Consider the following 19,692-nt stretch of genomic DNA (forward strand, 5'->3'; position numbering starts at 1 on the left):
GGGGCCGGAAGTGCAGGAGGAACGAGCATGGCGCACTATCTCTGGAAGCGGGTTCTCACCGCTGTCCCTGTTTTTTTCGGTATCACGGTATTGGTATTCCTGCTGATGAACGCCGCCCCCGCCGATATCACCGACCTGGCCGGGAGCGAGGGCGGCGGCACCGCCGGAGACAAAGCGCTCCTGGCGGAGACCCTGGGCCTGGACCAGCCCCTGCCGGTACGATATTTTACCTGGCTGGGCGGACTGGTCCGGGGCGAACTGGGCAGGTCGTACCGCTCCGGCCAGGCAGTCTCGGCGCTCATCGGCCAGCGCATCGGGCCATCCCTTCTCCTTACGGGGACGGGGGTGCTCCTTGCGGTGGCCGTCGCCCTGCTCTTGGGGGTCCTGTCGGCCTGGAAGCCGCGGTCCCGCTGGGACAACCTTGCCTCCAACCTTGCCATGACGGGCTCGGCCACGCCGGGCTTTTTCCTGGCCCTGCTGGCAATCTATTTCTTCTCCGTCCGGCTGCGCTGGCTGCCGGCGGCCTTTACCAGTGACTACGGCGGCGGGAGCCTGCGGGAGCTGCTGCGCCACCTGTTCCTGCCGGCGCTGGTCATCGCGGTCAGCAACGTGGGCGGCTTGCTGAAGCAGACCCGCAGCGCCTGCCTTGAGGTGCTGGGGGAGGACTATATCACCACTGCCCGGGCCAAAGGGCTGCGGGAGGGCGTAGTGGTCCTCCGCCACGGCCTGCGCTCCGCCCTCATCCCGGTGCTCACCGCCGTGCTGACCCACATTCCGCATATCATCGGCGGGTCGGTGGTGGTGGAGCGGGTGTTTGGCTGGCCAGGGATGGGCAGTCTCATGTTCTCTGCCATCAGCAGCCGAGACTACAACGTCATCATGGGGGTCACGGTGGTCATCGCCCTGGCGGTGCTGGCCACCAGCCTTCTGCTGGACCTGGTCTATGGCCTGGTGGACCCGAGGGTGCGCTATGAGCGGATATAGAGGCGCATGGGCCCGTTTGCGGGAGGACCGGCGGGCTATGGCCGGATTGGGCCTCCTGGCGGCGGAGCTGCTGCTGGTCCTCCTGCTGCCGCCGCTGCTTGGGCTGGAGCCCAATGTCACCGACCGGGCAGCAGGCTTTTGGGCGGCGCCCTCCGGCGCCCACTGGCTGGGGACCGACGAGGTGGGGCGGGACGTATTGGCCCGTCTGATCTGCGGGGGGCGGGTATCCCTGCTGGTGGGCTTTGCGTCGGCGGCCCTGAGTCTGCTGATCGGCGTCCCTCTGGGCCTGCTGGCTGGCTACCGGCGGGGCAAATGGGAGTTCTGGATCATGCGCTGCGCCGATGTGTTCCAGTCCTTTCCCAGCATCGTGCTGATCCTGTGCCTGGTAACCCTGGTGGGTCCGTCCGTGGTCAATATCATTCTGGTCATCGGGCTGATGGGGTGGGTGAGCATCGCCCGGCTGGTCTACGGCAACACCCTGTCCATCCGGGAGAAGGAATACATTCTGGCCGTCCGAGCCCTGGGCGCTCCCACCAGAACCATTTTACGGCGCAACGTGCTGCCCAACGCCGTGGCTCCGGTATGGGCAGCCCTGGCCCAGCGGGTGGGGCGGGCCATCCTGTCCGAGTCCAGCCTCAGCTTTCTGGGGGTGGGCATCCGTACGCCTCAGGCATCCTGGGGCAACCTGATCCAATACGCCACCGGCCTGGCCACCTTCACCGGGCGGCCTTGGGTGTGGATTCCGCCCGGGGTATGCATCGTGCTGACGGTATTGGCCCTCCAATGGGTGGGGGATGGGCTGCGGGATGCGCTGGACCCGCGCTGCCGCATCTGGAGTGAAAAATCATCCCGGCACACATAACCCAGGGCCCGTCCGAATATACTGGCTTATCCCGGAAACAAAAGAGGGGAGGCGCCGGTATGGAATCAGCGTACAGCCGTACGGGTCGGGAGCGTCGGGGAAAGGTCCGGAGCCGCCGGACCGCAGGCGGGTATCATCCGAAAAGAAAGGTGGCGCTGGCCCCGCGGGAGCGGCGCAGACTGACCCAACTGGGGGTATGCTTGGCCCTGTTTTTGGTAATCTTTCTGGGGCGAGGCGTCTTCCCTGAGCGCATGGATACCCTGCGGGGGGAACTGCTCCAGCTCATCCAGACGGACACCGATTTCAAGGCGGCCTTTGCCAATCTGGGCCGCTCCATCCAGCGGGGCGAGCCGGTGCTGGATACGCTGGGAGATCTGTGGGTCGATGTATTTGCAGGGGGCGGGCGGGTGAGCAGCACATATGTGAACCCCAGGGACCACGCTCCGCTGTATCATGAGGAGCTGGCATTCCTCAACGCCAGACCTACGGCGGTGGAGCTGCTGGAGCGCCGGTTTGGCGGCCTGCCGGCCGGGGCAATGTCCCGGCGGGAGACCGTGGCGGAGGACGTGACCGTCCTGCCGTCGGCGCCGGAGCCGGTAGCTTACGACGGCCCCCCTCTGCCGGAGAACGCCACCATGGAGCGGCTGCCGCTGGGCTTGGACCAGACGGCGGCGCCGGTGATGGCGGTGGTCTCGTCCGGCTATGGCTGGCGGGAGCATCCCATTGAGGGCGGCGAGAAGTTCCACGCTGGGGCGGACCTAGCCGCCCCTTATGGAGAAGCGGTGGGGGCCTTTGCCGACGGGGTGGTGGACTACATTGGGGAGAGCCCGGCCTACGGGCAGTATTTGCAGATCCGCCACGCCGGCGGTGTGACCTCCTTTTATGCCCATTGTAGCAAGCTCTGTGTTCAGCAGGGGCAGCAGGTGAAGCTGGGGGAGAAGGTGGCTGAGGTGGGCGACACGGGGGAGACCACCGGGCCTCACCTCCATTTTGAGCTGCGGCTCAACGGGGAACTGCTGAATCCCGTCTACTATATCGAGACTTTGCGTGAGTAGGGATGCTGCGGTGGGGAAGGCTGGAGGTGACCGGCGGCTTTTGTCTGGCTGCCGCGGCACTGTTTTACCTGGATACGGAAAATATCCTGCCATGGGCCCTGCTGGCCTGTGCCCTCCATGAGTCGGGCCACTATGCCGTTACCCGCCTGGCGGGGGGCGGGGTGGCCTATTTTCGCCTTACAGCGGTGGGGGGAGATCTTGGCCTGGATCCGGCCAGGCCCCTGGGCTACGCGGGCGAGATGGCCGCCATCCTGGCCGGACCGACCGTCAATCTGCTTTGCGCCTCGCTGTGCGCCCGGCTGGGCGGCGGGGGAGAGACGGGGCTTCTGTTCGCGGGCCTCAATCTGGCGCTGGGCTGCTTTAACCTGCTGCCCATCTGGCCGCTGGACGGCGGTCGGCTGCTGCTGCTCATCCTGACGGGGCTGATCCCGATCCACTGGGCGGAGCGGACGGTGCGTGGCTGCTCCGCGCTGGCGGCGGGACTGCTGCTGACGGGTGGGCTGCGGCTGCTGGGAGACGGCGGTGGAAATTTTACGCTGCTGCTGGCGGCCCTCTGGCTGCTGGCCGGGATGCTCCAGAGGAGATTTCCAAAGAGAAAAGGGCAAAAGAGCGGGAGAAAGCGAGATTTCCTGTAAAATACGCTTGCATTTCCAGAAGTCCTGTGGTATCATACTTTGGTCTCAATAAAGGGTGGTCCTCTGCGCTGCCGCTCCATCTCACTGGAGGAATGGCGCTCAAAGCGGCATGAACGCCTATAAACTAGGAGGAAAAAACCATGGATCTGATGCAGACATTCTCTGAGAAGTACAAGAAGGCCGAGCCTCCCAAGGTGGAAGTGGGCGATACCGTCCGCGTGCACATTAAGGTCAAGGAAGGCAACCGTGAGCGTATCCAGGTCTTCGAGGGCACCGTCATCGCTAAAAAGCACGGCGGCATCGAGGAGACCTTCACCGTCCGCCGCATCTCCTACGGCATCGGCGTGGAGAAGGTGTTCCCCCTGCACTCTCCCGTGATTGAGAAGATCGAGACCGTCCGCACGGGTAAGGTGCGCCGGGCCAAGCTGTATTACCTGCGTGACCGCGTGGGCAAGAGCGCCAAGATCAAGGAGAAGCTGTAAGCAGTTACTGCCGGAAAAGGAGCGGGAAACCGCTCCTTTTTTGTATATTGTGGATAGAGCAGAAAATGGGTTGCGGACCTTTTCAAACCTCTAGATATTGTGTATAATAATATCTACGCCATAAACCGCCAAGCGGTTTATGCGTGCGGCCACTGCCGCATCATTGCACCTGAACAAAGCCAAAAGCCTTGGGATTCAGGGCTTTTGGCTTTGTTCAGTACGCATTATAATAAAAAATGAGGATGAAGCGCGGAGTGGAAAGGAGCGGGAAATACCATGGACATCCACTGGTATCCGGGGCACATGACTAAGACCCGGCGCATAATTCAGGCCGATCTCAAGCTGGTAGACCTGGTGGCGGAGGTCATCGATGCCCGTATCCCCATCTCCAGCCGGAATCCCGACATTGATGAGCTGGTGGGGGACAAGCCCCGGCTCATTATTCTGAACCGGGCTGACCAGGCCGATCCGGAACAGACCAGGGCCTGGACCCGCTGGTTTAAGACAAGAGGCTACGCCGTCCTGGAAACCGACAGCAAGACGGGGGGCGGGGTGAATCAGTTTTCCGCTGTCATCAAGGATGCGCTCAAGGAGCAGATTGCCCGCTGGCGGGAAAAGGGCCAGGTAGGCCGCCCGGTGCGGGTGATGGTGGTGGGGGTGCCGAACGTGGGCAAATCCACCTTTATCAATAAAGTGGCAAGGCGAAAATCGGCCAAGGCGGGAGACCGCCCTGGGGTCACCCGTGGAAAACAGTGGGTGGCGGTGGATGCGGGACTGGATCTGCTGGACACGCCCGGTATCCTGTGGCCCAAGTTCGAGGACCAGACGGTGGGCCGGAACCTGGCGTTTACCGGCGCCATCAAGGACGAGGTGATGGACGCTGAGACGCTGGCCTGTTATTTGATGGAGACGCTGGCGGAGCGCTATCCCCAGGCGCTGCTGGAGCGCTACAAGCTGGAGCTGCCCCCGCGGGCCCAGGATGAGGAGACGGGGGGGCTCTCCTATGGCTACGACCTGCTGGAGCGGGCTGCGCGAAAGCGCGGGTTCCTCATTTCCGGCGGCGAGCCGGATACCGAGCGCATGGCCAAGGTGTTGCTGGATGAATTCCGGGCCGGCAGGCTGGGGCGCTTTACACTGGAGACACCGGAAGGGGCGGAAGCGTATGGCGACGGCTGATCTCTGGACGGTGGAGCGGGAATGCCGGGCGCAGGGGCTGCGGCGGATCTGCGGAGCCGACGAAGCCGGCGCCGGCCCTTTGGCCGGAGACGTATACGCCGCCGCGGTGATCCTGCCCTATGGATGCTTGCTGGAGGGCCTCAACGACTCCAAGCAGGTGAGTCCCAAGAAGCGGGACCGGCTTTTTGACGAAATCCGGGAGAAGGCGGTAGCCTGGGCGGTGACGTCGGTGGGCGCCGCCGTTATCGACGAGATCAACATCCTCAACGCCCGCCTTCTGGCCATGGAGCGGGCCATCCAGGCCCTGGACCCCGCGCCGGATTTTGCCCTGATCGACGGCAACCGGGACGCGGGGATCACCTGCCCCCACCGGACGCTGGTCAAGGGGGACAGCCGCAGCGCCAACATCGCGGCGGCCTCCATCCTGGCCAAGGTCAGCCGGGACCGCTACATGGAGAAAATGGCGGCGCTCTACCCCCAATATGAGTTTGAGCGCCACAAGGGCTATCCCACCAAACGCCACTACGAGCTGCTGCGGCAGTATGGGCCCTGTCCCATCCACCGCAGGAGCTTTCTGAAAAAGCTGTGAGCGGGGAGAGCACCCGGCTGCTGGGCCGGTGGGGAGAGGCCTTGGTGGCCGAGTACCTACGGCGGCGAGGTTTCCGGCTCCTGGCGGCCGGCTGGCAATGTCGGTACGGCGAGATTGACCTGATTGCAGAAGATGAACAGTATATCCTCTTTACAGAGGTGAAGCTGCGGAAAAGCGCCGCCTTTGCCCCGGCGCGGGCCTTTGTGGACCGCCGGAAGCAGGCCAGACTGCGGACCACGGCGGAGCTCTATCTCGCGCAGTTCCCCACCGGAAGGCAGCCCAGATTCGACGTGGCCGAGGTCTACGCGCCGGAGGGGACCGCCACCCGGGACCCCGAAATCCATTACATAGAGGATGCGTTTTAAGTGGAAGTATTCGACGGGCACTGTGACACCATATTGCGCTGCTATCTGGAGGGCGGCGGCTTTCGGGAGCGTCCCGGCCATCTGGACCTGACCCGAACCCGGAAATTCAGCCGCTATGCTCAGTTCTTCGCCTGCTTTGGAGAGCCGGAGGACATGCCGGGCCGGCCTCTGTGGGAAGTTTTTCAGGAAGAGGTGGCCCTCTTCCGGCGGGAGATGGAGCAAAACGCCGACCGGGTGGTTTTCTGCCGCAGCGGAAGGGAGGCGGAGGCCGCCTTCGCCGGAGGCCGGGCGGCGGCTTTTCTGTCCGCGGAAGGGGCGGAGCTGCTGGACTGTGATCTGGACAAGCTCCGTCAGGCCCATGCGTGGGGCGTGCGGGCGGTGAACCTGACCTGGAACCATCCCAATGCGCTGTCCGGCACCAACGCCGAGGAGCGGGAGCGGGGACTCAGCTCCAAGGGTCGGGCCTTTGTGCGGGAGATGCAGCGGCTGGGGATGCTGGTGGACGTCTCCCATCTGTCCGACCCGGGCTTCTGGGATGTGATGGAAATCGCGGAAAAACCCATATTTGCCAGTCACTCCAACGCACGGGATGTATTTTTCGACACCAGAAACTTGACCGATGCGCAATTTACTGCCATAATAAAAAACAATGGTGTTGCTGGGCTGAATCTGTACGCCGGTTTTTTGGGCAAGGCGGCGGATCTGGATACCGTCACCAGACATCTGGAGCACTTCCTGGCGCTGGGCGGAGAACGAAACCTCTCCCTGGGCGGCGATTGGGACGGGTGTGCGGTTCTGCCGAGGGGGATGGAGGGCATCCAGGATCTGGACCGGCTTTATGAGCATTTGCTGCGCCGCAATTATCACGAAGAGCTGGTGCGGGGCATTTTTTATTCTAATTTGATGAGGGTAGTGAGTGAAGTATGCAATACGTAAGTACGAGAAACAAGCGGTGGCGCTGCTCGGCCTCCGAGGCCATCGCCCAGGGCTTGGCCCCCGACGGCGGCCTTCTGACGCCGGAGGTGCTGCCCAAGCTGTCCCCAAACGGCCTGACTACCATGACCGACATGTCCTATCAGCAGCGGGCGGTCTTCGTCATGAACTCTTTCCTGGAGGACTTCACCGCCTCCGAGCTGTCCAGCTACGCCAACCACGCCTATGGGCCGGACAAGTTCGACGCCAAGGAAGTTGCCCCCGTCCGTGCAGTGGACGACAGCACCTACTGCCTGGAGCTGTGGCACGGTCCTACCTGCGCCTTTAAGGATATGGCCCTGCAGATGCTGCCCCACCTCCTGTCCGCCTCGCTGGTAAAGAACGAGGAAAAAAAGACGGTCTGCATCCTGGTGGCTACCTCCGGCGATACCGGAAAGGCCGCCCTGGAGGGCTTCCGGGATGTGGACAAGACCCGCATCCTGGTGTTCTATCCGAAGGACGGCGTCTCCGACATCCAGCAGCTCCAGATGCGCACCCAGGAGGGCGGCAACGTTGGGGTCTGCGCCGTGGTGGGCAACTTCGACGATGCCCAGACCGGCGTGAAACGGCTGTTCTCCGACGAGAGCCTGCGGGAAACGCTGGCCGAGCGCGGCTATTTCTTCTCCTCGGCCAACTCCATTAACTGGGGCCGTATCCTTCCCCAGGTGGTGTATTACATCTCGGCCTACTGCGATCTGCTGCGGGAGGGCAAGGTGCAGAAGGGGGAAGCAGTCAACATCTGTGTGCCCACCGGCAACTTCGGCAACATTCTTTCGGCCTACTATGCCGGGCAGATGGGCGTGCCCATCCACAAGCTGATCTGCGCCTCCAACCGCAACAACGTCCTCACGGACTTTTTGCTGACCGGCGTGTACGACCGGAACCGTACGTTCTATAACACCATGTCCCCCTCCATGGATATCCTCATCTCCTCCAATTTGGAGCGGATGCTCTTCGAGTTTACCGAGCACGACGACGAGGAGGTGCGGGGCTATATGGAGGCCCTGGCCCAGACCGGCCGGTATGAGGTGAGCGAACCGGTCAAGAAGAAGCTGGAGCGCCATTTTGCCGCCGGCTGCTGCGACGACGCCGCTACCCAGGCCATGATCGCCAAAATGTGGACTGAGCGCCGCTACCTCATTGACACCCACACCGCCGTGGCCTTTCATGTGCTGGAGCAGTACCGGGCCGGGACGGGGGATGCCACTCCCACCATTGTGGTCTCCACGGCCAGCCCCTTCAAGTTCTGTGACAATGTGCTGGGCGCGCTCGGGGTCCGCGAGCTGGCGGACGGTACGGCCATCCTGAACCAGCTTGCCGAGGTCACCGGCGTTCCGGCGCCCGCGCCCCTGGCCGCCCTGGCCGGCAAGGCTGTGCGGTTCGACCAAGTGGTGGAGAAGGACCGCATGGTGGACCAGGTGCTGGAGATGCTGAAATAATGGCGCTGTTCGCCATTGGAGATACCCACCTCTCTCTGAGCGCCAACAAGCCGATGGATGTGTTCGGAGGCGGCTGGACGGGCTATGTGGACAAGCTGTCCGCCGGGTTTCGCGCGCTGGTGGCGCCGGAGGATACGGTGGTCATCGCCGGGGACGTCTCTTGGGGGATGAGTCTGGAGGAGGCGGAGAAGGATTTCGCCTTCCTGGACGCGCTGCCCGGGAAGAAGCTGCTGCTCAAGGGCAACCATGACTACTGGTGGACCACGGTGTCCAAAATGACCCGCTTTTTTGCCGAGCACGGCTTTACGACCCTGGAAATTCTCCATAACAATTGCCATTTTTATGGGGAGACCGCCCTGTGCGGAACCCGGGGCTGGTTTTACGAGGAGGACCAGAACGGCCATAACGAGAAGGTGTTCAACCGGGAACTCATCCGGCTGGAGGCGTCGCTGAAGGCGGCGGGGGAGCGGCGGAAGCTGTGTTTTCTCCACTACCCGCCCTGTTACGAGGGTTACCGCTGTCCGGAGATCATTGCCCTGATGGAGCGTTATGGCGTGGAGGACTGTTATTACGGCCACCTCCACGGCGGCAGCCACCGCCTGGCGGCACAGGGCAGGCAGGGAGGCCTGTCTTACCACCTGATTGCGGCAGATTTTCTGGGCTTTCGTCCGCTGAAAATCATGGATTGAGGGCGGTTTCGTTTTTTTCTGAAAAAAGAGTGGAAAAATTCACAATTATCTGATAGTATATGTAAGATTCTGATTAGGTGCCTGCGCAGGGCACGAAATAGCAGGAGGAAGTAAGCAGATGAACGTCAAGAGTAAAGAGAACGTAGAGAACAGCGCCGTAGAGCTGGTCATCGAGGTCGGGGCTCAGGAGTTTGAGGCCGCGCTGGACAAGGTCTACAAGAAGCAGCGGGGCAGCATCGCCGTCCCCGGTTTCCGGAAGGGCAAGGCCCCCCGGAAGATCATCGAGGGTATGTACGGCTCTGGCGTGTTCTATGAAGACGCCATCGAAGAGCTTTATCCCTCCGCTTACGCCGAAGCCGTGGAGCAGGAGAAGCTGGATGTGGTGGCCTACCCCAAGGTGGAAGTCCTGGAGGTGGGCAAGGACGGCTTTACCTTTAAGGCCGTGGTCACCGTCCGACCCGAGGCCAAGATCGGTACGTACAAGGGCCTGAGTGCGGAGAAGGAAGCTGTCGCCGTCACCGACGAGGACATCGAAAACGAGCTCAAGCCCTATGTCGAGCGCGCGACCCGCCTGGTAAACGTGGAGCGCGAGGCCAAGATGGGCGATACCGTTCTGCTGGACTTTGAGGGCTTTGACAACGGCGTGCCCTTCGAGGGCGGCAAGGCCGAGAACCACGCCCTGGAGCTGGGCTCCCACTCCTTTGTTCCCGGCTTTGAAGAGGGCGTCGTGGGTCTGAAGCCCGGCGATGAGAAGGACATTGACGTCACCTTCCCCGAGGACTATCACGCCGACCTGGCCGGTAAGCCCGTGGTGTTCAAGATCAAGGTTCACGAGGTGAAGGAGCCCCAGGCCCCCGTGGTGGACGACGAGTTTGCCAAAGACGTGTCCGAGTTCGACACGCTGGACGAGTTCAAGAAGGACCTGGGCGACAAGCTGAAGGAGCGCCGTCAGACCCAGGCCGACCGCGCCTATGAGGACGCCCTTATGGATCAGGTGGTGGAGGCCCTTGAGGTAGAGCTGCCCGACGCCATGGTGGACTACCGCGCCGAGCAGATGGTGCAGGATTACGCCCAGCGCATCACCAGCCAGGGCATCCCCTTTGAAAAATATCTGGAAATGACCGGCCAGACGATGGATAGGATGAAGGAGCAGGCCAAGGAGTCCGCCATTAAGCAAATCAAGTATGAGATGGCGATGGACGCCGTGGCTGCGGCCGAGGGAATCGTCATCTCCGACGAGGAGCTGGACGCTGAGTACCAGTCCCTGGCCGACCAGTACAAGATGGAGCTGGACCAGGTGAAGGCGCTGGCTTCCGCCGAGGATGTCAGGACCACGCTGTTGCGCCGGAAAGCCATCGACGTGGTCAAGGACAGCGCCAAGGTCGGCAAGGCCAAGAAGCCCGCCGCAAAGAAAGCCGCCAAGGAGACCGAGGACGAGACCGCCGAGGAAAAGCCGAAGAAGAAGGCTGCATCCAAGAAGAGGGCCGAGACGGAACAGGCGCCCAAGACCGAGGAATAAGCAGGCATTGTTTCAGCGGCGGCAGTCCGGAGATGGGTATGGAGTGAAACCAGGAATAATGTTCCAGCCTCCGGGTATACTTTCTTAGCGTGACTGCCGCAAAAAGGAGAGCATATTATGAGCCTAGTACCTTATGTAGTAGAGCAGACCAACCGCGGAGAGCGGTCCTATGACATCTTCTCCCGTCTGCTCAACGACCGTATCATCTTTCTGGGTGAGGAAGTGAACGATACCACCGCCAGCCTGGTGGTGGCGCAGCTCCTCTATCTGGAGGCGCAGGACCCGGACAAGGACATTCAGTTCTACATCAATAGCCCAGGCGGGTCTGTCACGGCCGGCATGGCCATTTATGATACCATGCAGTACGTGAAGTGCGACGTATCCACCATCTGCATCGGTATGGCTGCCAGCATGGGCGCTTTTCTGCTGTCCTCCGGGACCAAGGGCAAGCGCTTTGCCCTACCCAATGCCGAGATCATGATCCATCAGCCCTCCGGCGGCACCAAGGGCCAGGCCAGCGACATCAAGATCCAGGCCGAGTGGATGCTGCGTACCCGCGAGAAGCTGAACAAGATCCTGGCGGAGAACACCGGGAAGTCTGTGGAGCAGATCGCCGTGGATACCGAGCGCGACCACTTCATGCCCGCGGATGAGGCCTGCGCCTACGGCCTCATCGACAAAGTCATCACATATAAGCGGTAATACGCGGTCAGCAGGAGTGGGGGCGTTTTGCGCTCCCGCTCCTGCTGGCAGAAACGCACGGCGGCTGCCGTGGATTCAAGAGGTTGAGTTATGCCTAAAAATGACGAAAAGCGTCCGGTCCGCTGTTCCTTCTGCGGAAAGCACCAGGAGCAGGTCTCCCGCATCATTGCCGGACCCGGCGCTTATATCTGCAACGAATGCGTCCAGCTCTGTATGAGCATTTTGGACGACGCGGGGACCGCACCCGAAGAGGCGCACGTGGATATCCCCGACGTGATCCCCACGCCCCGGGAGATCCGAGACGTGCTGGACCAGTATATCATCGGCCAGGAGGATGCCAAAGTGGCCCTCTCGGTGGCGGTATACAACCACTATAAGCGCATCTACTTCGGCGGCGGAGACGACGTGGAGCTTCAGAAGAGCAATATCCTGCTCATGGGACCCACCGGCTGCGGCAAGACCCTCTTCGCCCAGACGCTGGCCCGTATCCTGAAGGTGCCCTTTGCCATCGCCGACGCCACCACCCTGACGGAAGCCGGCTATGTGGGCGATGACGTGGAGAACATCCTGCTGCGCCTGGTCCAGGCCGCCGATTACGATATCGAGCTGGCCCAGCGTGGCATCATCTATGTGGATGAGATCGACAAGATCGCCCGGAAGTCGGAGAACACCTCCATTACCCGGGATGTCTCCGGCGAGGGCGTCCAGCAGGCTCTTTTGAAGATCCTGGAGGGCACCGTGGCCAACGTACCGCCTCAGGGTGGCCGGAAACACCCCCACCAGGAGTTTATCCAGATCGACACCAAAAACATCCTGTTCATCTGCGGCGGCGCCTTCGACGGCATCGAGAAGATCATCGAGCAGCGCCTGGACAAGAAGGCCATCGGCTTCGGCGCCCAGGTGGAGAGCCGCAAGGACCGGGATGTATCCGCCATTCTCAAGCAGGTCCAGCCTCACGACCTGCTGAAGTTTGGCATCATCCCCGAGCTGGTGGGCCGCCTGCCCGTCATCACGGCGCTCCAGTCCTTGGGAAAGGAGCAACTGGTCCGCATCCTCACCGAGCCCAAAAATGCTCTGGTAAAGCAATATCAGAAGCTGCTGGCTTACGACAACGTGGAATTGGATTTCCAGCCGGAGGCGCTGGAGGCGGCAGCCGAGAAGGCTATCCAGCGCGGCATCGGGGCCCGCGGACTCCGGGCGGTGCTGGAGGAGGTCATGACCCAGGTCATGTATGATGTGCCCGACCAGCCCGACATCGAAAAAGTGGTCATCACACCCGCCTGCGTCACCGAGCAGGTACGGCCGGAGCTGGTCCGGAATCCAGAACGCCCGCCCAGGCCCCGTCTGGGCGGCGCCGCGCTCCGGGCAGAGCGGGGCGGCCTGCAGCCCCGAAACAGCAACGTGTCATAACAGCGCAAGGAGGGCGGGGCGGAGCTCCGTCCTCCTTGTTCTATTCGTTTTGCAACCTGAAAGGAAGTGATTTTCCATGAAGGCTGATCCCGATATCAGCACGATGCCGGTACTGGCTCTCCGGGGGCTTACCATTTTTCCCAATATGCTGCTCCACTTTGACGTGGGCCGGGAGGCGTCGATCAAGGCCCTGGACGAGGCTATGGCCTCCGGGTCCCCGGTGTTTCTGGTGACCCAGAAGGATCTGGCGGTGGAGGAGCCCCGGCAGGAGGATCTGTTCTCCGTGGGCACCATCTCCAATGTCAAACAGATCCTGCGTCTGCCGGGAGACAACGTGCGGGTCATGGTGGAGGGAGAGGACCGGGGCAAGCTGTTGAGCCTGATGCAGACTGCACCCTTCCTGGAGGGTCAGGTAGAGACGTTGCCCATTCCGGAGTCCGTACGCAATACCCCCAGGACCGAGGCCCTGATTCGCAGCACCTATGAGCTTTTCGAGACCTATACCGAGCTCTCGCCCCGAATGACCAGCGACGTGCTCATCCACGTACTGGCCAGCGAGGACCCGGGCTATATTGCCGACTATATCGCCCAGAATATCGCCATGCGGGCGGGGGATAAGCAGGCTATTCTGGAGGAGCTTCGTCCCTTGCGCCGCCTGGAGCGGCTATGCCACGCCCTGAAACGGGAGGTGGAGATCCTCCAGTTGGAGCAGGATATGCAGTCCAAGGTCCGGGACCAGCTTACCCGCAACCAGCGGGACTACGTTCTCCGGGAGCAGCTCAAGGCCATCCAGAGCGAACTGGGCGAGGGGGACAGCGGCGACAGTGAGCTGGGAGAGTACCGCCAGAAAATCAAAAAGGCGCGGCTCCCCCAGGAGGTGTCGGAAAAGCTCAACAAAGAGGTGGACCGCCTGGCCAAGCAGCCCTTTGGATCGGCCGAGGCCACAGTGATCCGCAACTATCTGGATATCTGTCTGGAGCTGCCCTGGAGCAAGAAGACACGGGAGCGTGTCAATGTGGAGTCCGCTCGCAGAGTACTGGACGCCGACCACTACGGCCTGACGAAGGTCAAGGAGCGCATTTTGGAATTTCTGGCCGTCAAGCAGTTGGCGCCTGACCTGAAGGGGCAGATCATCTGCCTGGTGGGCCCTCCTGGCGTGGGCAAGACCTCCATCGCCATGAGCGTGGCCCGGGCACTGAATCGGAAGCTGGCTCGGATCTCGCTGGGCGGCGTTCACGATGAAGCCGAAATTCGCGGCCACCGGAAGACTTATGTGGGCGCCATGCCTGGTCGGATCATTTCCGCCATTCGACAGGCGGAAAGCAGTAACCCTTTACTGCTATTGGACGAGATTGACAAGCTGGCTTCCGATATCCACGGCGACCCGGCGTCGGCCCTGCTGGAGGTACTGGATGCGGAACAGAACAGCACCTTCCGGGACCACTTTTTAGAGTTGCCCTATGACCTATCCGACGTGCTCTTCATTACCACGGCCAACACCACCGAGACCATTCCGCGGCCGCTGCTGGACCGGATGGAGGTCATTGAACTGACCAGCTATACCGATGAGGAGAAGCTGCAGATCGCCAAGCGCCACCTGCTTCCCAAGGAGATGAAGCGGCATGGCCTGAAAAAGACGCAGCTCAAGCTAACGGACGACGCTATCCGGGAAGTCATCACCGGCTATACCCGCGAGTCCGGCGTCCGTGTGTTGGAGCGTGAGCTGGCTGCCCTGAGCCGGAAGGCGGCGATGCATATTGTATCCGATTCTGTAAAGCAAATCTCCATTACAGGAGATGATTTAGAGCGGTACCTTGGGGTGAGAAAATACCATCCGGAAAAGCTGGACAGCGGAGAGCAGGTGGGCGTCGTCAACGGACTGGCCTGGACCTCGGTGGGCGGCGAACTACTTCAAGTGGAGGTCAATGTGGTTCCGGGTTCCGGCAAGGTGGAGCTCACCGGAAACCTGGGCGACGTGATGAAGGAATCGGCTCACGCGGCGCTCTCCTATATCCGCAGTCGGTCCCAGCAGTTGGGGATTGCATCCGATTTTTACAAGACCAGGGATCTGCATGTCCATTTCCCGGAGGGCGCGGTCCCCAAGGACGGACCTTCCGCCGGCATCACCATCGCGGTGGCGATGGTGTCGGCCTTGACCGGGGCCACCGTAAAGCGGGGAATCGCCATGACCGGGGAGATCACCCTGCGGGGTCGGGTGCTGCCCATCGGCGGCTTGCGGGAAAAGACCATGGCCGCACTGCGCAATGGGATGCGGACAGTGATCCTGCCCGCAGAGAATGCGCCCGACCTGGCGGAGATTGACCAGACTGTGCGCAGCGCCCTTCACTTTATTCCCGTGGAGCATGTGGACGAGGTGCTGGCAGCCGCGCTGAACTTCGACGAGTCCCAGGTCCAGCCGGACCTGTCCGGCTTTACCGGTCAGGAGGCGAGACGGGCGCAGGCCAGTCTCAATCTGAAACAGTGACGGGAGAACGGATATGATCAATCTCCAAAAGGCGGAGTTCGTGCGTTCAGCGGCCAAGCGGGAGGACTTTCCCCGGGACGGTATGCCACAGGTAGTCTTTTCCGGGCGGTCCAATGTGGGAAAGTCCTCGGTCATCAACCGCCTGCTTAACCGCAAAAATTTTGCCCGAGTGGGCAATTCTCCGGGAAAGACCACCCACATCAACTATTTCAAGATCGACGGTAGGCTCTACCTGGTGGATTTGCCTGGCTATGGCTATGCCAAGGTATCCAAGGCGGAAAAAGAGCGGTGGGGCCGCCTGATTCAATCCTGGTTTGACGACCCTTCTCTGATGACCTTGGGGGTCATGATCGTGGACGCGCGGCACAAACCGACGGCGGATGACTGCACAATGGGGGCCTGGTTCAAGCAGGCGGGCAGGCCCTATGCAGTGGTGGCCAACAAGCTGGATAAGCTGAAGAAAAGTGAGATCGAACCCAATCTCCGGCGAATCCGGGAGACCCTGGAGCTGGAGGATACCGTAAAGGTGATTCCCTTTTCGGCTGAGAAGGGAGCAGGGCGGCAGGCGCTGCTGGCCCTAATATCGGAACAAGTGGGGGAGAGTGTGCAATGAAATATGTGCGTGCAAACCGGCTGGGCCGGGTGCGCTGGGGCGTGCTGGACGGCGATGTGATACGGACACTGAAGTGGCCGCCTTATGACGGCGCGGAGTACTACGATGGGAAGGCGTGGAAGGTGGCGGACTGCCAGCTTCTGGCCCCCTGCGACCCCGGCAAGATCGTCTGCGTAGGCAAGAACTACTACGATCATGCCGTGGAGATGGGGGAGGGCATCCCAGATCGCCCCATCCTCTTCATGAAGACCCATAACTGCATCAACGATCCGGAAGGCGAAATCCACGCCCCGGATTTTGTACAGCGGCTGGATTACGAGGGGGAATTGGCCTTCGTGGTTAAAAAGACCGCATCCAGGGTGAAGGCCGCCGAGGCGTGGGAATACATACTCGGCTTCACGATTCTCAACGACGTTACCGCCCGGGATGTCCAGAAAGGGGACGGCCAGTGGACCCGCGGCAAGTGCATGGACGGCTTTGCGCCCGCCGGGCCGGTGCTGACCGACGAGGTAGATCCCACCGATCTGAAACTGGAGACCCGGCTCAACGGCAAGACGGTCCAGTCCTCCCGTACCTCCCTGTTCATGACCAAGATCCCCGAGCTCATGGAGTTCATCACTGCCGGGATCACGCTGGAGCCCGGCGATGTGGTGTCCACCGGCACGCCGGCGGGAATCGGCTCCATGCAGCCCGGCGACACGGTAGAGGTAGAGATCGAGGGGATCGGTGTCCTGCGCAACCATATCGTGTAAAACCGCGAGGTGAAGGCGCTGCGAGCGTCTTCACCTTGTGCTTTTCGGAATCATTTGGTATACTAAGCTGTCTGAATGAATCGGCAATGGGAGGCAGAGGCTATGCTGCGGCGCATTCCCCTGGGGAAGATGAACAACCTGAGAGATCTGGGGGGCTACCCCGCCGGCGACGGCGTTACCGTCTGGGAGCGTTTTTTGCGGGGCGATAACCCCGCTGGCCTGTCCGAACAGGACATCCAATGGCTCCGGGAGCGGGACATCACCACCATCGTGGACCTGCGCAGCGGGGAGGAACTGGCGCGTCAGCCGGACCAGCTCCGCAGCCAGCCCGGTTTTCTATACCACCACTGTCCGCTGGTTGGAATTGAGAAGCTGCCCAATCTGGAGGCCGACATCGGAAGGGCCTATTTTGAGGCCATGGACCGACTGACCTGCGTGGGACGGGCCATGCGTATCCTGGCGGCCGCGCCCGGCGGTGTACTCTTCCACTGCACGGCGGGCAAGGACCGCACCGGCATTCTGGCCATGCTGCTGCTCTCGCTGGCGGGCGTGGCTCGGGAGGATATCCTGGCCGACTATCAGATCTCCGAGACCTATCTGGCGGAGATCATCCAGCTCATCCAGCTCCGGGTTCCCGATCTGGCGGCCTTCGCCGGCCAGTCCAGGCGGGAGTATCTGGAGGAGTGCATGGACCTGCTGCTGGACAAGTACGGCTCTGTGCCGGACTACCTCCGGGCGGCCGGGCTGACCGATGGAGAACTGGAGACCCTGCGGCACAAGCTGCTGGCCTGAGCAATGAAAGGGGAAGCTCCCTTGTATTCCTTTTCCAATTTTACACAGAATATGGATTGGAGCGGACTGATCGACCTGCTGATGCAGGTAGCGGCAGTCCTGCTGTGCCTCACCATCCACGAGACCTGTCACGGTCTGGCCGCTTATGCGCTGGGTGACCCCACGGCCAAGCGGATGCACCGGCTGTCCCTCAATCCGCTGCGGCACATCGATCCCTTTGGCGCCCTCATGATGCTGGCGGTGGGCTTTGGATGGGCCAAACCGGTGCCGGTGGATATGCGCTATTTCAAGCACCCCAAAAGCGGCATGGCCCTGACCGCCCTGGCGGGACCGGCGTCCAATTTCCTGTTGGCCTACGCCGCCATGCTGCTGTATGCCCTGTTTTACGGACTGCTTTACGCAGGAGCGGTGTCCGGCACTGTGGCTGAGGGCCTTTTGGACTTCTGCTGGCTGCTGGCCTCTCTGAGCGTGGGCCTGGGGGTATTCAATCTCATCCCGTTTCCGCCCTTGGACGGCTCCAAGGTGCTGGAGGGAGTCCTGCCCGACCGAATCTATTACCAGATCCTGCGTTTCGAGCGCATTGGGATCGTCGTACTGATGGCGGTACTTTGGACGGGGGTGCTGGACGGTCCCCTGTACGCGGTGCGCCGCTGGATTCTGGAGCTGCTCCTCCACGGCTCGGAGTGGGTGTTCCGGCTGTTCGTCTGAATTGGAAAGGGGGTGGCGGCGTGGAGGCTCCCATCTATCATCTGGAGGGCGTGGTTAAGGCCCGTGCGGAAGAGGAACTGGGGGATTTTACCGGCCCCCTGGACCTGATCCTCCACCTGCTCTCCAAAAACAGGATGGAGATCAAGGACATCCAGATCGCGGTCATTCTGGACCAGTACATGGCCTGGATGAACCAGCGCAAGCGCCTGGATCTGGAGGTGGCCAGCGACTTTGTGTCCATGGCTGCCCAACTGGTCTTTATCAAGTCCCGGATGCTGCTGTCCATCCACGACGAGGAGGCCCTCAGCGAGATGGAGCAGCTCATCGCTTCTCTGGAGGCGCACCAGCGCCATGAGAACTATCTGAAGGTCAAGGTGGTAACGCGGGAGCTGTCCGATCGCTACGCCGTCGGTCGGGATTACATCACCAAGGTACCGGAGCACCTGCCGGTCAGCCGGACCTACCGCTATGTCCACAGCCGGGAGGACCTGCGGCGGGCCATGGCGGCGGTGCTGGAGCGCGCGGACAACAAGCTGCCGCCGCCTATGAGCGCCTTTGAGGGCATTGTTGGCCGGGAGCCCTATCCCGTCTCCGACAAGGCGGCGGAGCTGATCCAGCGGCTGGTGCACTTTGGCGTCACCCGGTTCCGGGCCCTGTTTCGGGGCAACCGCAGCCGGTCCGAGGTGGTGGCCACCTTCATTGCCGTGCTGGAGCTCTGCAAGGCCAAGCGCATCCGGCTGGCGGGTACCGACGCCGACTGCACCGTCACCTGCACCGGGGAGGGAGACGACGCCCTGGAGCTCTCCACCGATGCCTACTGATAGGGGTGGTACTGCAATGGAATTGAAGGAAATCGAATCCGCCATGGAGGGCATCCTCTTCGCCGCCGGCGAGCCGGTGGGCGTGGAGCGCCTATGCCTGACGCTGGGGATCGACCGGGCCGCGGCGGACGCGGTGGCCCAGCGGCTGATGGACTATTACAGCTATGAGCGGCGGGGCATCCGTCTGGTTCGTCTGGACGCCAGCTATCAGCTCTGTTCGGCGCCGGAGTATGCCGACTATATCCGCAGGGCCCTGGAAAGCCGGAAGCCCGCCAAGCTCTCCCAGTCCGCTCTGGAGGTGCTGGCCATCATCGCCTATTACCAGCCCGCCACCCGGGCCTATGTGGACCAGGTGCGGGGCGTGGACAGCTCCTACACCGTTGGTTTACTGCTGGACCGGGAGCTCATCGAGGAGTGCGGCCGTCTGGCCGTCCCCGGACGGCCCATCCTGTACCGCACCACGCCCACCTTTCTGCGTTCCTTCGGGCTGTCCAGTCTGGAGGAGCTGCCCGAGCTGCCCAACGCCAGCCTCGAGGACGGGCAGCTCACCCTGGAGATGCAGACCGCCCTGGAGCAGCTCAAAAGTCAGCAGGAGAAGCCGGAGTCCTCTCCCACCGGCGGGGAAGAGGCGGGAGGGTGAGA

21 protein-coding genes are annotated in these 19,692 nt (G+C 62.0%); all 21 read left to right on the forward strand.

Annotation, left to right across the window (positions count from 1 at the left end):
* Positions 1 to 27 precede the first annotated feature (27 nt).
* The 21 genes from BN2154_RS07980 (at position 28) to scpB (ending at position 19,690) form a co-directional block, all read left to right on the forward strand.
* The gene (locus BN2154_RS07980; RefSeq protein WP_050618314.1) at positions 28 to 984 is read left to right on the forward strand and encodes an ABC transporter permease; all 957 of its coding nucleotides are present in this window, start codon (positions 28 to 30) and stop codon (positions 982 to 984) included.
* Positions 971 to 1,846, forward strand: coding sequence for an ABC transporter permease (locus BN2154_RS07985; RefSeq protein ID WP_050618315.1), 876 nt, complete (start codon positions 971 to 973; stop codon positions 1,844 to 1,846). The genes BN2154_RS07980 and BN2154_RS07985 overlap by 14 nt, the downstream gene beginning before the upstream one ends.
* Before the next feature lie 59 nt (positions 1,847 to 1,905).
* The gene (locus BN2154_RS07990; RefSeq protein WP_050618316.1) at positions 1,906 to 2,901 is read left to right on the forward strand and encodes a M23 family metallopeptidase; all 996 of its coding nucleotides are present in this window, start codon (positions 1,906 to 1,908) and stop codon (positions 2,899 to 2,901) included.
* A 2-nt stretch (positions 2,902 to 2,903) separates the two neighbouring features.
* Complete coding sequence (locus BN2154_RS07995; protein WP_154666658.1) at positions 2,904 to 3,536, forward strand: site-2 protease family protein; 633 nt, start codon at positions 2,904 to 2,906, stop codon at positions 3,534 to 3,536.
* Between the two features lie 140 nt (positions 3,537 to 3,676).
* Positions 3,677 to 4,018, forward strand: coding sequence for a 50S ribosomal protein L19 (rplS, locus tag BN2154_RS08000; RefSeq protein WP_050618317.1), 342 nt, complete (start codon positions 3,677 to 3,679; stop codon positions 4,016 to 4,018).
* A 276-nt stretch (positions 4,019 to 4,294) separates the two neighbouring features.
* A complete protein-coding gene (gene ylqF, locus BN2154_RS08005; RefSeq protein ID WP_050618318.1) occupies positions 4,295 to 5,194 on the forward strand; it encodes a ribosome biogenesis GTPase YlqF in 900 nt (299 codons plus the stop codon).
* Positions 5,181 to 5,783: a ribonuclease HII gene (locus tag BN2154_RS08010; protein ID WP_050618319.1), complete on the forward strand. Its 603-nt coding sequence runs from the start codon at positions 5,181 to 5,183 to the stop codon at positions 5,781 to 5,783. Before ylqF ends, BN2154_RS08010 begins: the two co-directional genes overlap by 14 nt.
* Positions 5,780 to 6,148, forward strand: coding sequence for a YraN family protein (locus BN2154_RS08015; RefSeq protein ID WP_050618320.1), 369 nt, complete (start codon positions 5,780 to 5,782; stop codon positions 6,146 to 6,148). Before BN2154_RS08010 ends, BN2154_RS08015 begins: the two co-directional genes overlap by 4 nt.
* Positions 6,149 to 7,084 (forward strand): dipeptidase, encoded by a 936-nt coding sequence (locus BN2154_RS08020; protein ID WP_050618321.1) that lies wholly within the window; start codon positions 6,149 to 6,151, stop codon positions 7,082 to 7,084.
* A complete protein-coding gene (gene thrC / locus BN2154_RS08025) occupies positions 7,072 to 8,559 on the forward strand; it encodes a threonine synthase (RefSeq protein ID WP_050618322.1) in 1,488 nt (495 codons plus the stop codon). Before BN2154_RS08020 ends, thrC begins: the two co-directional genes overlap by 13 nt.
* Entirely contained in the window at positions 8,559 to 9,248 is a 690-nt protein-coding gene (locus tag BN2154_RS08030; protein WP_050618323.1) for a metallophosphoesterase, read from the forward strand. Before thrC ends, BN2154_RS08030 begins: the two co-directional genes overlap by 1 nt.
* Before the next feature lie 118 nt (positions 9,249 to 9,366).
* Positions 9,367 to 10,767: a trigger factor gene (tig, locus tag BN2154_RS08035; RefSeq protein WP_050618324.1), complete on the forward strand. Its 1,401-nt coding sequence runs from the start codon at positions 9,367 to 9,369 to the stop codon at positions 10,765 to 10,767.
* Between the two features lie 117 nt (positions 10,768 to 10,884).
* Complete coding sequence (gene clpP, locus BN2154_RS08040; protein ID WP_050618325.1) at positions 10,885 to 11,469, forward strand: ATP-dependent Clp endopeptidase proteolytic subunit ClpP; 585 nt, start codon at positions 10,885 to 10,887, stop codon at positions 11,467 to 11,469.
* 90 nt (positions 11,470 to 11,559) lie between these two features.
* Positions 11,560 to 12,879, forward strand: a complete 1,320-nt coding sequence (clpX, locus tag BN2154_RS08045; protein WP_050618326.1) for an ATP-dependent Clp protease ATP-binding subunit ClpX — start codon at positions 11,560 to 11,562, stop codon at positions 12,877 to 12,879.
* Positions 12,880 to 12,955: 76 nt separating this feature from the next.
* The gene (gene lon, locus BN2154_RS08050; protein ID WP_050618327.1) at positions 12,956 to 15,364 is read left to right on the forward strand and encodes an endopeptidase La; all 2,409 of its coding nucleotides are present in this window, start codon (positions 12,956 to 12,958) and stop codon (positions 15,362 to 15,364) included.
* 13 nt (positions 15,365 to 15,377) lie between these two features.
* Positions 15,378 to 15,977: a ribosome biogenesis GTP-binding protein YihA/YsxC gene (gene yihA / locus BN2154_RS08055; RefSeq protein WP_050618328.1), complete on the forward strand. Its 600-nt coding sequence runs from the start codon at positions 15,378 to 15,380 to the stop codon at positions 15,975 to 15,977.
* A complete protein-coding gene (locus tag BN2154_RS08060) occupies positions 15,974 to 16,729 on the forward strand; it encodes a fumarylacetoacetate hydrolase family protein (RefSeq protein ID WP_050618329.1) in 756 nt (251 codons plus the stop codon). Before yihA ends, BN2154_RS08060 begins: the two co-directional genes overlap by 4 nt.
* Before the next feature lie 102 nt (positions 16,730 to 16,831).
* Entirely contained in the window at positions 16,832 to 17,521 is a 690-nt protein-coding gene (locus BN2154_RS08065; protein WP_050618330.1) for a tyrosine-protein phosphatase, read from the forward strand.
* A 51-nt stretch (positions 17,522 to 17,572) separates the two neighbouring features.
* Entirely contained in the window at positions 17,573 to 18,229 is a 657-nt protein-coding gene (locus BN2154_RS08070) for a site-2 protease family protein (protein WP_050619577.1), read from the forward strand.
* A 20-nt stretch (positions 18,230 to 18,249) separates the two neighbouring features.
* Positions 18,250 to 19,050, forward strand: coding sequence for a segregation and condensation protein A (locus BN2154_RS08075; protein ID WP_050618331.1), 801 nt, complete (start codon positions 18,250 to 18,252; stop codon positions 19,048 to 19,050).
* Positions 19,051 to 19,066: 16 nt separating this feature from the next.
* Positions 19,067 to 19,690, forward strand: coding sequence for an SMC-Scp complex subunit ScpB (gene scpB / locus BN2154_RS08080; RefSeq protein ID WP_050618332.1), 624 nt, complete (start codon positions 19,067 to 19,069; stop codon positions 19,688 to 19,690).
* Positions 19,691 to 19,692 lie beyond the last annotated feature (2 nt).

It is taken from the genome of Intestinimonas massiliensis (ex Afouda et al. 2020) (assembly GCF_001244995.1).
In the GTDB taxonomy this organism is placed as follows: Bacteria; Bacillota; Clostridia; order Oscillospirales; family Oscillospiraceae; genus Intestinimonas; species Intestinimonas massiliensis.